The 13,392-nt window shown below is 37.6% G+C and carries 12 protein-coding genes and 1 tRNA gene; 7 read left to right on the plus strand and 6 right to left on the minus strand.

Annotation, left to right across the window (positions count from 1 at the left end; all coding sequences use genetic code 11):
* Positions 1 to 55 precede the first annotated feature (55 nt).
* On the plus strand, positions 56 to 649 hold the full coding sequence (locus ACMAZI_RS06805; RefSeq protein ID WP_115363349.1) for a YiiX/YebB-like N1pC/P60 family cysteine hydrolase: 594 nt from the start codon (positions 56 to 58) through the stop codon (positions 647 to 649).
* Between the two features lie 3 nt (positions 650 to 652).
* Positions 653 to 1,285, plus strand: coding sequence for a class I SAM-dependent methyltransferase (locus ACMAZI_RS06810; protein WP_115363347.1), 633 nt, complete (start codon positions 653 to 655; stop codon positions 1,283 to 1,285).
* Here ACMAZI_RS06810 and ACMAZI_RS06815 read toward each other — a convergent pair whose 3' ends face one another.
* The 4 genes from ACMAZI_RS06815 to ACMAZI_RS06830 all read right to left on the minus strand — a co-directional run bounded on the left by ACMAZI_RS06815 (position 1,286) and on the right by ACMAZI_RS06830 (position 3,545).
* Positions 1,286 to 1,654, minus strand: coding sequence for a hypothetical protein (locus tag ACMAZI_RS06815; protein WP_115363345.1), 369 nt, complete (start codon positions 1,652 to 1,654; stop codon positions 1,286 to 1,288).
* 235 nt (positions 1,655 to 1,889) lie between these two features.
* Positions 1,890 to 2,102 carry a (Na+)-NQR maturation NqrM gene (nqrM, locus tag ACMAZI_RS06820; protein ID WP_115363343.1) on the minus strand — a complete coding sequence of 71 codons (213 nt, stop codon included), beginning with the start codon at positions 2,100 to 2,102 and terminating at the stop codon, positions 1,890 to 1,892.
* A gap of 22 nt (positions 2,103 to 2,124) precedes the next feature.
* On the minus strand, positions 2,125 to 3,153 hold the full coding sequence (locus ACMAZI_RS06825; protein WP_334678363.1) for an FAD:protein FMN transferase: 1,029 nt from the start codon (positions 3,151 to 3,153) through the stop codon (positions 2,125 to 2,127).
* Complete coding sequence (locus ACMAZI_RS06830) at positions 3,153 to 3,545, minus strand: nucleoside triphosphate pyrophosphohydrolase family protein (protein WP_115363339.1); 393 nt, start codon at positions 3,543 to 3,545, stop codon at positions 3,153 to 3,155. Before ACMAZI_RS06830 ends, ACMAZI_RS06825 begins: the two co-directional genes overlap by 1 nt.
* A gap of 176 nt (positions 3,546 to 3,721) precedes the next feature.
* Between ACMAZI_RS06830 and ACMAZI_RS06835 the strand changes: the two genes are divergently transcribed.
* From ACMAZI_RS06835 to lpdA, 3 genes are read left to right on the plus strand one after another with little or no spacing between them, the layout of a single operon-like run.
* Complete coding sequence (locus ACMAZI_RS06835) at positions 3,722 to 6,448, plus strand: 2-oxoglutarate dehydrogenase E1 component (protein ID WP_412473499.1); 2,727 nt, start codon at positions 3,722 to 3,724, stop codon at positions 6,446 to 6,448.
* A 20-nt stretch (positions 6,449 to 6,468) separates the two neighbouring features.
* Positions 6,469 to 7,701 (plus strand): 2-oxoglutarate dehydrogenase complex dihydrolipoyllysine-residue succinyltransferase, encoded by a 1,233-nt coding sequence (odhB, locus tag ACMAZI_RS06840; protein ID WP_412473498.1) that lies wholly within the window; start codon positions 6,469 to 6,471, stop codon positions 7,699 to 7,701.
* 29 nt (positions 7,702 to 7,730) lie between these two features.
* Entirely contained in the window at positions 7,731 to 9,134 is a 1,404-nt protein-coding gene (lpdA, locus tag ACMAZI_RS06845) for a dihydrolipoyl dehydrogenase (RefSeq protein WP_412473497.1), read from the plus strand.
* A gap of 85 nt (positions 9,135 to 9,219) precedes the next feature.
* Here the strand turns inward: lpdA and ACMAZI_RS06850 are convergent, their stop codons facing one another.
* Positions 9,220 to 10,194 (minus strand): hypothetical protein, encoded by a 975-nt coding sequence (locus ACMAZI_RS06850; RefSeq protein WP_412473496.1) that lies wholly within the window; start codon positions 10,192 to 10,194, stop codon positions 9,220 to 9,222.
* 151 nt (positions 10,195 to 10,345) lie between these two features.
* Between ACMAZI_RS06850 and ACMAZI_RS06855 the strand changes: the two genes are divergently transcribed.
* Complete coding sequence (locus ACMAZI_RS06855) at positions 10,346 to 11,836, plus strand: PilZ domain-containing protein (protein WP_158536913.1); 1,491 nt, start codon at positions 10,346 to 10,348, stop codon at positions 11,834 to 11,836.
* Positions 11,837 to 11,926: 90 nt separating this feature from the next.
* On the opposite strand, the gene ACMAZI_RS06860 is transcribed toward ACMAZI_RS06855, so the two are convergent.
* Positions 11,927 to 12,013: transfer RNA gene (locus ACMAZI_RS06860), tRNA-Leu, on the minus strand.
* A gap of 32 nt (positions 12,014 to 12,045) precedes the next feature.
* Between ACMAZI_RS06860 and ACMAZI_RS06865 the strand changes: the two genes are divergently transcribed.
* Positions 12,046 to 13,389 (plus strand): hypothetical protein, encoded by a 1,344-nt coding sequence (locus ACMAZI_RS06865; protein ID WP_412473495.1) that lies wholly within the window; start codon positions 12,046 to 12,048, stop codon positions 13,387 to 13,389.
* Positions 13,390 to 13,392 lie beyond the last annotated feature (3 nt).

A 13,392-nucleotide genomic window follows, 5' to 3' on the forward strand; every position in this document is an offset into this window, starting at 1 on the left:
AGTAGGGAAATGAGGAGTACCTACTTTAAGTATCTGAAAAGATAGAGGTTTTGATATGAAGACAGCTGGATTAATACTGATAATGTCGATTTTTGCTAGCCTTAAAACATTGGCACTACCAATGGATGAGCTAAAAACAGGAGATATTCTACTTTTAGATATGGACTGCTTCAGCTGTGAGTTAATTGAGAAACAAACCAATGGGCCATTTTCTCATTCTGGTATTATTTTAAAATATGGAACGAAAGTATATGTGGCCCAATCTCTTGGGATTGTTCATCATCTACCGCTTGCAAAATTTCTTCGCTATACAAATAAGCCAGTTCAAGTTGTAAGACCTAAGTTTATAAACTTCACAAAGAGAAGAGCTCTTTTAGAAAGTTATCAAAATGATTTCTTAAATATGCCATTTGACCATGAATACACTTGGGATGATGATAAGCTTTATTGCTCTGAATTTATCTATAAGCTTTTAAAGAGTGTTTATGCAATTGAGAACTTTGCGCCAAAACCGATGCGCTATGATGTAAATGAAGATGGTTGGCGCCGCTACTTTGGTGGAAATGAGCCTCCACATGGTCAACCTGGACTATCACCAAATGATTTTTATCGCTCAAGTGACTTTGTAGAGATGGGGCCGCTATACTAAGGTGTGGATAAGTTTAATAAGGCCCATTTAGATAGTGACCATTTTCAATTAGCACCTAGCTTGCAAGAGCTTGTGGCAAAGGCCCTTGATTTAAGTTCAATTGATATTCATCGAACTTTAGAAGTAGGCTGTGGTCAAGGTTTACAACTGTCTTCTTTTGAATTCTTTGAAACTTTGGGCATCGACCGATCGCAAGAGGCGATTAAGAAGGCATCTCAAAACTTTCCACAAGGCTCCTTTAAATGTTTATCAAGTCTTTCACTTAATGAATTAGAAGGTGAGTTTGATCTCATTTTAGACTCTCATCATATTCATTATCTTTCATCTAAGGATGATATTTCTCATTACTTAGAAAACGTATTTCAAAAGTTAAGTGTAGGCGGGCTCTTTTGTATGGAGGCCATGGTTTCACATAAGAAGATGTTACTTGAGAATATGGAAGTGACTGTATTAGATTTTATGGAATATGAAAGACTATTTATTAATAAAGGATTTAGAATTCTTTATTTAATGATGCCTACAGGACGTAAAATAATTGCAGATAAAAAAAGAAAGGCCGCTCTTTCGAGCGACCCGGATGTCTTACTGGTCATTGCTACTAAGGAAGACGTAGCAAATTGTATTGAAAATAATTGATTACTCCTCGTCATGTGGTGTTCTTGCGATTTCTAACTTCTTTCCTCTCTTTGGTGCATCTCCACCAAATCTTTCAACATATAGAAATTTGATATCTTGTGCTGTTAAAGTATCACCATTCTTAAGTCTGATCTCGCGACCATCTTTAAGATCTGCTAAGTTTCCAAAAGTCTTGCGGATATTTGAGATTGAGCTGATATCGAGAAATTCTCCTCTGTAAGTCTCAACTGCCATTCCACGATCAAGTTTCTGTACTTGCTCAGGCGTGATTCTCTTCATTGTTCTTGCGTGAACTCTTTCTTGGATTGTTATTGATAACATAACTAATCCTAAAGTGATGTAAAGTGCTCTCCTCATTGTACTTTTCATATTGGCCTCTTTTCCCTAATGGTTCGCTCTTCCTGAAGCCGTCAGCTTTAAACTTCCTGTTTAATAGCTTTGTTGCCAATATAAAAGCATGAACTGTGCCAAGTTTGAACACGTACATTCAACTACTTACGCTGGTGCAAAAGTGCTTAAAGGGTTCCTTTTGGCCCTATAGGATAGTAAAAAGGCCCCAATTTGGAGCCTTTTTGTTATTTGAAATATATTTGAGGAATTTTGATTATGCCTTTAGGCAATCTTGCGCTTCTTCAGGGTGCTCTTTGCATTCTTCTTTCTTTTCACAAAACATGCAATCTTCGCCAATGATTTTTCCAAGTCCACCACAAGAGCCTTGAAGCTTACGATTTGAAAGGATGACACCTACTGCCATTCCCGTAATCGAGATAGCAAGGACAGCAAAAGTAACAAAAAATAACTTAATATTTGAATCCATAATGTCTCCGTATCAGAGTGTTTTACTTGGTTATCTTATCAAATTCCTCTGTCGATGTCTCTAAATACTTTCCTGAACCATCGTCAGAACGATAGATGAAGAACGCTTTCAATTTATTTTTTTTAGCATAGGCAATGGCCTTCTCTTTACCCATTGCCATTAAGGCCGTGGCCCATGCATCTGCATCCATACATGTCTCTGAAACAACGCTCACTGATGCAAGTTGTGATGCAACAGGTGCTCCGGATTTGAAGTTGATCGTATGTTGATAGCGTTTGCCACCTTCTTTAAAAAAGTTTCGGTAATCACCAGAAGTAGCTAGAGCAACGTCTTTCATTGTTACGACACGAACGACGGGATTGCCGTCTTTATTAGAAGGGGACTCGACTCCAATTTTCCACGGTCTTGTAAGGGATTCTCCCATTGTTCGTACTTCGCCTCCCACTTCTACTAGGGCATTTCGTATTCCTTGAGACTTCAATAGTTCAATTAATGCATCAACCCCGTAACCTTTGGCAGAAGCAGATAAGTCTAAGTAGACTCCATCAACAGACTTCGTAAGAGTATTGCCATCTAGTTTGATTTTCTCATAACCAACTTTCTCTTTTGCAGCTAGTACATCAGACTGTGATGGAATCTTTCTCTTCCCATTTGGACCAAAACCCCAAAGGTTTACAAGAGTTCCTATTGTTGGATCGAAAGTACCATCTGTCTTTTTCGCTACATCAAGTGCATGCTCAAGAGTTCTCTTAAAGTCATTGCCTGGGAAGAATTTCTCATCTTTACTCATTTTGTTAAATAATGAGATCTCTGAGTCGCTTATATATGTACTCATGGCCTTGTTGACTTCATCGAGACGAATTTCAACATCTTTTTTTAGCTTTAATTCATTGTATCCCTGTGGTGCAATAAATTTTATGTTGTATATTGTCCCCATAGTTGGGCCAGAAAGGCGATAGAATTGTAGTTTATCGCTCTGACAAGATGAGAAAGTAGTTAAGGCGATTAAAAAGATCGCCAAATTAAATATAAAGATTCTGTTAAGTTTCATTAGTTAAAAGCCTGACCCTCAAGAATTTTTCTTTCGCTTTCAAGATCGCGCTTGTCGGCCTTTTCTTCACTGAACTTTTCACCATAACGCGCCTTAAGTTTTGTGATATTGCGCTCCATTACGTCTTCAAACTTAATTCCTAGCTCATCACCAACAATTGCCATATACCAGAAAAGATCTCCTAGCTCTTCCGCAAGATTAACGCGGTCAAGTTCCTTACCGTAGAATATATGCTTCTTTAGAGCATCAAGGAATTCACCTGCTTCTGTTGAAATACCAATTCCAGCGTGAAGAAGTCTTTTAACTCCATCGTCTAAAAGACGTGTGTTCATCGCATCAAAGTCTCTTGATTCCGTTCTGATTGCATCACTCATATATTTTCTTGAGTCCATAAATTCTCCTGTTATTTTTTGTGTGGTGAAGCCGACTTTATCACTTTAATTTTTATCTAGTCAAAGCTTGCCTGTGCAAAAAGAAAACTTCACGAACTGTTAAGATATAATGTATATTAAGACGCCTAAATTATTAATTTGTAGTAACTGCAAAGCAGTAAAATGGATTTTATCAAATGGAAAAATTCGACTTTTCAACCCTCTCTAGTTCAGACATTTCTTACATCGACTCTCTCTATGAACAATACGAAGCAAACCCTCAAGAAGTTGAGGAGAGCTGGCGTAACTTTTTCCTAGGTTTTGAGTTTGGTGCAGGTAAGGGATCAGCTAGTGGCGGAGATGTCAGCGATGAAAAACTTCGCAAGGAATTCAACGTATTTAGACTTATTCAATCATTTCGTTCACGTGGACACTTACTATCGGATACAAACCCGATTCGTCCAAGAATTGATCGTCATGCCCATATTTCTTTAAAAGATTACGATTTAACTGACTCTGATTTAAAAGAAGTATTTACTTGTGGTGAGTTTGTTGGCCTAGGAGCAACGACTCTTCAAAATATTATGGACCACATGATGAAGCTTTACTGCGGAAAGATCGGTGTTGAGTATATGCACTCAGATGACACTGAAATGAGACGTTGGTTTAGAGAAGAATTTGAAAGCACATATTTAAAGAAAGAATTTACAGTTGATAAGAAGAAACGAATTCTTCACAAACTGAACGAAGCTAATGTTTTTGAAAACTTTCTTCAAACAAAATACACAGGTCAAAAGAGATTCTCACTAGAAGGTGGAGAGTCGACAATTCCTGGACTTGATGCCGTTATCAATGAAGGTGCAAGACTAGGAGCTAAAGAATATATTATTGGAATGGCCCACCGTGGACGTCTAAACGTTCTTGCCAACACTCTTGGTAAAACATATGAGTATATCTTCTCTGAATTTGAAGGAAACTCTGTTGAACAAGCTGAAGGTGAAGGTGATGGTGACGTTAAATACCACATGGGATTTACTTCTGTAACAAAAACAGAAGACGATAAAGAAGTTTATTTAAAACTTCTACCAAATCCATCTCACCTTGAAACAGTATCTCCTGTGGCAACTGGTTATGCTCGTGCACAAATTGATATTGCTTATGAAGGTGATGAAAGTAAGATTATCCCAATTGTCATTCACGGTGATGCGGCCGTAGCTGGTCAAGGGATTGTTTACGAAACATTACAAATGTCGGAACTTCCTGGTTACCGAACAGGTGGGTCGATCCACTTTGTAATTAATAATCAAATTGGTTTCACGACTGACTTTACAGATGCACGTTCATCTCATTACTCAACATCTGTAGCAAAGATGTTAAATATTCCAGTTATTCACGTTAATGGTGACTGCCCTGAAGACGTTGTTTACGCTTGTCAGCTTGCTGTTAAATTCAGACAGAAGTTTAAGCGTGATGTTTTCGTTGATATGGTTTGTTACCGTAAGCACGGTCATAACGAAGGTGATGAGCCGAAATATACTCAACCTGAACTTTACGGGATGATTTCAAAGCATAAGAATCCTCGTGAAATGTATATTGAAGAATTAGCAGCTAGTGGATCAGTTGATCGTGCTGTTGCAAAAGAGATGCAAAAAGAATTTAAAGACCTTCTTTCTGATCGTTTTAATAATGTTAAACAAAACGAAATTCCAAAGAAAGTACCAGGTCCACATAGAGAGTGGGGAGATCTTCGTTTTTCTAAATTAGAAGACTTTTTAAGCTCACCTGAAACTGCTGTTGAAAAGAGCGTTCTAGATAATATTATTTCATCAATAACTTCAACTCCTGAAGGCTTTAAGACTTTAAGAAAAGCTCAAAAGCTTCTTGATCAAAGAAAGGCAAGTTATGAGAATGATGAAATTGATTGGGCACTAGCAGAGCTATTTGCTTACGGTTCAATTCTGACAGAAGGAAATGATGTACGCTTTTCTGGTGAAGACGTTATTCGTGGGACATTCTCACACCGTCACGCAAAAGTTTTTGATGAGAAAACAAATGAAGCATACTGTGGCCTAGAACACCTAACAACTGGTCAAGGTGACTTCTATATCTATAATTCACTTCTATCTGAATATGCTGTACTTGCTTTTGAATATGGTTATTCTCAAGCAACGCCACATGCGCTAAATATTTGGGAAGCACAATTTGGTGATTTCACTAATGGTGCTCAAATTGTTATCGACCAATTCATCTCAGCTGCAGAAAGTAAGTGGAGAAGAATGAGTAACTTAGTTATGCTTCTACCACACGGTTATGAAGGAGCAGGACCTGAGCACTCTTCTTGTCGACCAGAGAGATTCTTACAACAATGTGCTGAAGAAAATATGGTTATTTGTAATATTACAACTCCAGCAAATATGTTCCATGCTCTAAGACGTCAGCTTAAGTGGGAATTTAGAAAACCACTGGTTGTTTTCACTCCAAAATCTCTTTTAAGACACCCGCTTTGTCAGTCTAAAGTAGAAGACTTCACAAGTGGCAAGTTTGAAGAAGTCGTTGATGATTCTTGGGTGAAAGCTAAAGATGTTAAGAAGGTTCTTCTTTGCTCAGGTAAAGTTTATTACGATCTACTTAAGCATCAGCAAGAAAATGACCGTAAAGATGTGGCCATTGTTCGTCTGGAGCAATTATACCCGCTACCAACAACTAAAATTAAGGAAATCCTTGATAAGTATCCTGATGCAACTCACCGTTGGGTCCAAGAAGAACCATCGAATATGGGAGCTTGGATGCATTTAAATCGTTGGCGTGATACTTTTAGAGATATTGATTGTGTATCAAGAAAAGCTTCGGCTTCTCCAGCAACAGGATATGCTTCGGTACACGTTAAAGAACAAGAGACTATAGTAGAAAAAGCTTTTAGCTAAAAAATAAATAAGGATAAAAAATGGCAATCGTAAAAATTACTATTCCACCAATTGGAGAATCAATCACAGAAGTAGCTCTTGGAGAGTGGCTTGTTGCTGATGGAGACTTTGTAAACGAAGGTGACGAACTTGTTGAAGTAGAATCAGACAAGGCGACACTTCCTCTTCCTGCTGAAGAAAGTGGTGTAATCAAGATTATCGCTGAAGAAGGTGCAGAGCTTGAAATTGGTGCCGTAGTTGCTGAGCTTGATACTTCAGCTTCTGCTCCAGAACAAGGTTCAAGTGATGATGCTCCAACTTCAACTGAAGCTCCTACAACTCCAGCCGCAAATGCAGCTGAAGGTGGAGATAAGAATTATCCATCTCCAGCCGCTTCAAAGATCCTTGCTGAAAAAGGAATTGATGCTTCAAGTGTAAATGGAACAGGGAAAGATGGCCGCATAACAAAGAATGATGCAGTAAATGCAAAAGCTTCTAAACCAGCTTCGGCTCCAGCTGCAAAAGCTGCTCCAGCTCCTGAAATTGAAACACAAACACCAATGGGTGGAGCAAGTAGAGGAAAAGAAGAAGTAAAAATGAAGCGTATCCGTAAGACAATCGCTAAGCGTCTTGTGGAAGCTAAGAATACAACGGCAATGCTAACAACTTTTAATGAAGTTGATATGTATAACGTGATGGAGCTTCGTAAGAAGTATAAAGATGCTTTCAAAGATAAGCACGATATCGGACTTGGGTTCATGTCTTTTTTCACAAAAGCATGTACAAAAGCTCTTATGGAAATCAAAGGTGTTAACGCACAGATTGATGGTGAAAATATCATCTATCACGACTATGCAGATGTTGGTATCGCGGTATCAACTCCAAAAGGTCTAGTTGTCCCAGTTATTAGAAATGCTGAAAGCTTAAGTCTTGCCCAAATTGAAAAAGAAGTAAGAAGACTTGCTCTTAAAGGCCGTGATGGGAAGCTTACAGTAGACGAAATGACTGGTGGAACATTTACTATCACTAATGGTGGTGTTTTTGGTTCAATGCTTTCAACACCAATTATTAACGTTCCTCAATCTGCGATTCTAGGAATGCACAATATTGTTGAAAGACCAGTAGCAGTTAACGGTCAGGTTGTTATTCACCCTGTAATGTATCTTGCACTATCTTATGACCACAGAATTATTGATGGTAAGGAATCAGTAACATTCCTTAAGATGGTAAAAGAGATGTTAGAAGATCCTGCTAGAATGCTTCTGGATATCTAATTTAAAATTTAATTTTTTAAGGAATAAATATGAGTAAAGAATTTGATGTTGTTATAATTGGTTCAGGTCCTGGTGGATATATCAGTGCTGTTCGTTGTGCACAACTAGGAATGAAAGTAGCGATCGTTGAAAAATACGATACTCTTGGTGGAACATGCCTAAATGTTGGTTGTATCCCATCAAAAGCATGGCTTGATTCAAGTGAGAAGTATCATGAAGCAGTTCATGAGTTTGAGGCACACGGAATCACAACTGGTAAAGTTAAGGCCGATCTAAAAAAGATGGCAGAACGTGTCGCTGGTGTTGTCGCAGATACTTCAGGTGGTATCACATACCTTATGGGGAAAAATAAAGTTGAAACTTTCCATGGGTTTGGATCATTTGTAGATGCTCACACTCTTAAAGTTGAAGGTGAAAAAGAGGAAACTCTTAAGGCAAAAAACTTTATTATTGCAACAGGTTCAAAGCCTGCAACAATTCCTGGAATCGAGATCGATAAAGAAAGAATCATTACAAGTACAGAAGCTCTTAAGCTTGAAACTCTTCCAAAGCACTTCATCGTAATTGGTGGGGGAGTTATTGGACTTGAGCTTGGTTCAGTTTTCCTAAGACTTGGATCAAAAGTTTCTGTTGTTGAATATGCTGATTCAATTCTTGCAACAATGGATAAAGACTGCTCAAAAGAGATGAGAAAAGTTCTTAAGAAGCAAGGAATGGAATTCTATACAGGTCACGGTGTAACTGAAGTTGTTAGAAAAGGCGCAAAAGTTCACGTTAAGGCCAAAAACAAAAAGAATGAAGAAGAGATTAAACTTGAAGGTGACTACTGCCTAATGGCCGTTGGACGTCGTCCATATACTGACAAGCTAGGTCTTGAAAATGCTGGTGTAAATCTTGATGAGCGTGGACGTGTTGTTACTGATGATCATCTAAGAACTAACGTTTCTCATATTTATGCAATTGGTGACGTTACAACAGGGCCAATGCTTGCGCATAAAGCGGAAGAAGAAGGTGTTGTTTGTGCTGAGATCATTGCTGGTCAAAAGCCACATATCAATTACAACCTTATTCCTGGTGTCGTCTACACTTGGCCAGAGGTTGCTTCAGTTGGTGTAACAGAGCAAGAGCTTAAGTCGAATAAGACTCCTTATAAATCTGGGAAGTTTCCATTTAAAGCAAGTGGACGTGCTCGTGCCTCAAATGAGTCTGATGGTTTCGTAAAGGTTCTAGCTGATAAAGAAACAGATGAGATCCTAGGAGTTCATATCGTAGGTCCACGTGCTGCAGACTTAATTGCTGAAGCTGCAACAGCAATGGAGTTTAGAGCTGCTGCTGAGGATATCGGGCGCATTTGTCATGCACACCCGACTTATTCTGAAGCATTCAAAGAAGCTGCTCTTGATGCCTTTGATAAAAAACCTCTAAATATATAGTGCGGCATCTTAGCGAAGCTAAGATTTGACGCACTATAGGCTCCCCAGCACTTTAGCTAAAAAAATATATTCAACAAGCCGACGTTTATGTCGGCTTTGTTGCCTCTGGAGCTATGGGAAAGTCTCTCTTTCTTATCACCCCACTTGAAAGCTCATAACTCCCATCCACAAAAATCTTACGAATATAGCATCCATCAATTTGCTTACCTTCACGTCGCATGGAAATGATTTGTTGAACGTTAGTATCAAGCTCGCTACTTTTTATTGTTTCTAAGTTGTCACTAAAGTGGATTGTGCGAGGAGGGTTTTGAAGTTCAATGGTAATCTTCTCTTCCTCATCAAAATAAGCTCTTAGGCCTTCTTTGTCTGCAAACCAAGGCTTTCTATCATTTATTATCATAAGGTCGTCAGCGCTTGAGCTGAGGTGGTTTAAAGATACGATAGCTTCACTGTCTCTTCGCTTGCTAAAAAAGTAACTCATTGGATTATGTCTTGGCATAATAAGTTTCGTAAATAATTCTTTATGCTTATATGCGTGGCCTAATCGGTTAATTAGTTGTCCGTGTGCCTCTATGGCGATAATAGGTGAGTCAATAATTTCTAAGATTTCCTCAAGTGCATCACATACAGGAAAGTAGAGAAAGATATAGTCTGGGCGATATTTTTCGACATGAGTCTTTCTAAAGTAGTCGTTTAAAAAGATATGTTTTGATGAATCCAGAATATTGATGGCGTAGTCAATTCTCTCTTTTACTGGCTCGATACTTACTATCGTTATTTTAGGAAAATAGGCCTGGGCCACAAATGCCATTTTGCAATAGGATGCTCCAATATCACAAATGGTAACTTCCTCTCCATTACTTCTGGATTGTACTTCTTTTAAAATCTCATAAAAATCCAATAGAGATGTATTGATCGCCTCTTCTTTTAGGCCTTGAAGGTAGAGGTTATCTTGATCTTGTGAATGGCCATTATTTAGTTGAGACTCGATTTCAGAGACCTTATTTAGGTCAAAACCAACTATTTTTGCCAATTTTATTTCGTTTTCTATATTGTTCATAAATTTTTAAAATAAGTATTTTCAGTCACTTAGTAACTAGTTCTAGGAAAACTTGATAACTATACTAAACAAATTGAATATAAGCCTTTGTTATTATTAAACTTTAATTAATATCTTACCGATATACTAAGAGTAGTAAAAGAGGATGACTTTGAAAAAGATTATTATTGCAGACACATTAACAGATTTTAGGGAAGTTGATCTCAACGATCTCTATGTTGAGGCGTTGTCTGGAGTCGTTTTTTCAAATCAATATGCTTTTGATTCTGGAAAGGGAATATGGAGTCATTTAAGTGAGCACCAGATTCCTGATGTGGTAAGAAAGGCCCTGCAAAAATCTCCTACAGATTTTGATTGTCCTGAAACTTCGCCAGAAGGTATGGCCATCATCCAAAAAGTTGAAGCACCAAGTACAGACCAAAATGAGTTAGTAGCTATTATTTCTAGGCTAATTAAAGAAGAGGTTGGTCAATTACGTGATGAAATGTCTGTAAAGGTGGAAGCAGTTGAAACACGTATTGGTGATGCGATTAAGAATATTCCAAAATCAGCAGCTCGTGAAATAGAAGATAGTGGAGTCGATGCCGTTGAGTACAAGAAAAAGTTTGAAGCATTAAAAGTTAAATATAAGAATCTTTCTGTAGAAAATAAATTGGCCAAGAAGAACCTTTCTAAGGTTATTGCTAAGGCCAAGGCCTTAAATGCTAAACTTGAAGTTGCAGAAAGAGAGCTTGAACACTTCAGAGAATATTCATTAAAAGCTTCTCAAACTCCTACAAATAATGTGGAAGAAGAAGTTTTAGAAGTTACGAATGAAACACAAGAAGTTAATCATCCTGAAGAAGACTTAAAGCCAAAGATTAATATGATCTCTCAAGATGTTCTCATCAGTGACGGCCCAGTTATTGACGAGACTGATGCGAGCGAAGAAGTAACTGGTGAATTTGATATTTCAAGTGGAGGACTAGAGATGGCCTCTTCTAGTCGAGCCCAATCAGATGATGATGAGCTTGAAAGTCTTAATCTAGAAGGCCTTAAAAGTGGTAAGTCTTATGAAATCTCAAATAAGAAGACTTGGTTATATGATACAGGTGCTGGAGTTGTCGGTCCTCTTCGTTTTGATGAGATGCTAGAAGATCTTATCAAAGGAAATATTAAAGGCGACACTCTTGTGAAAAAGAAAGTTGGAGCTTCTTGGGTTCCTTCAAGAGACTGCCTAGAGCTAAATACAAAAGCAGAAAAGATCTTCGATGATCCGCAAAATCCAGAAAATAATAAATACTTAATAGAAAGAACTGAATATCGCGTTGGCCTACAAGAAATTGTTTCGTTCTCTATCCGCGGAGTTCAAAAAGAATTTAAAGGTTATTTAACGAACCTTTCTTTAAGTGGTGGCTTTATTGAAGTGACACAATTTGAAGATGTCTTTACGCAAGATTCAATGGGAACAATCTTTATCTCAGAAGGCCGCTTCGAAAGAGCAATTGCAATTGATTTTACAATTATGCGTACAAGTGCACAAAAGAGACCTAAAGGCCTTGGTATACGTTTTGAAGCAGTTTCAGATACAGTCTTAGAAGTTATTGGTGAGTGTATGCTAGAGATTCTCAATAACGACGATCAAAATAAATCTGCTGCATAAATTTCGCATCGAATAAATCCTGAAATTAATGTTTCTAATAATGAGCTTGATTAAGTTGAATGTTAAGTTGATAATATTAGAATAAAGAAATGGTGGTTCGGGCGGGACTTGAACCCGCACGGGGTTGCCCCCACTGGATTTTAAATCCAGATTGTCTACCAATTCCAACACCGAACCGTTAATTGCGTTTTAAGATTTTGGACTATAATGTGTATATTTGTCAATTCAAAAAAACTACTAAATTCATTTTTCTTTTACTTGCCTTTACTATAATTGGTTGTGCAACAAAAAAAATTGTACTTCCGACGAAAGAAGTTAACCCAAGTTGGTTTGATGCAGGTGAGAAATTTTCCTACAAAAACTATGAAGGTAGAACAATTGGTCATCTATTCTTCGACTTTGCACCACAGATTGATGTAAAAAAACGCCTTGTTGACGTTTTTATTACAACGCCCCGTGATAGTGCCTTCCAATATGACATTGATCTTGTGAGTGGCCGTCTCTACAAAGAAAGAAATTATTGTAAAACTGAAGATATCTGGAAAAATTATTCCTCATCTATTAATAGGCCAAACTTTTCTTGGGCCTATATACCAAGGCTACTTGGAAGCAATGGAAGACCTCAACGAGTTGCAGTATTTGGCGACTTGAAATATCTCGTTGATGGCAAGTTTCCAAATGAAGAAACAATTCAGGTTCAAGTTATAGGTGGTGTTATCCTTAAGAGTTGCTTGAGTGGTTTATGTGACTTGAGAAACCAGTGGGACTCAGAGGTTATTTTGATAGCAAAGAGTATGCTTGATGAAGATCTTACTAAAGCATATGGGCTTAATTCGTTAAAGAAATATGTTGATTGGGATTATTTTAAAGCATTCCTTGAAAATTCAATGGGTCACAATGATATCGGTCGTACATCAAAAGGCGCTTATCGCTTAGAGTCTCCAATTCTACCAACTAGAGCTTTAAAATACGTCATTAACTCAGGACATTTATTTACAAATAAAGAATTAGCAACCCTAAGAAACTCATGCCAAAGTGTTTATGATAAGGCCTTAAGGGTATTTAAGTCTAAAGAGGGAATCGCTAAGAGATTTCAAAATTATCATAAGAATTATTGGAATAAATTTTTAATTTGTCGTAAATATGTCCGCCACTTTAATATTAAGAATCAGATGAAAGAACATTGGTTAATTGAATATTTAAGTGCATTTGAATATGCAACTGATTCTGGTTATTATTACAATTGTCGAAGTCGCTCATGGGTTAGAAATATCAGAGACTCTAAAGGGGAGTTTGTTGTGGATTCAGCAAAGGAGATTAGAGGCTGCAATGATAGGGAAGTAATGGGAGCATTTCCATCTGCTATTAGTTTACTAGCTTCTTTGGCCAATGCAAGTGCTCCACACTATCGTTATATTGAATATGATAGTGGTGCAGACACATTCAATCAAAAGATTTATAATTGGGTATGGTTCAACGGTAAGAAATTGAGTTGTGATAATTCTAAAGTTAAACAAGTCTTTCCAGTTGATGTGAAGTTTAAATTAAATTAGGTT

It is taken from the genome of Halobacteriovorax sp. YZS-3-1, from assembly GCF_047084945.1.
GTDB lineage: Bacteria > Bdellovibrionota > Bacteriovoracia > Bacteriovoracales > Bacteriovoracaceae > Halobacteriovorax_A > Halobacteriovorax_A vibrionivorans.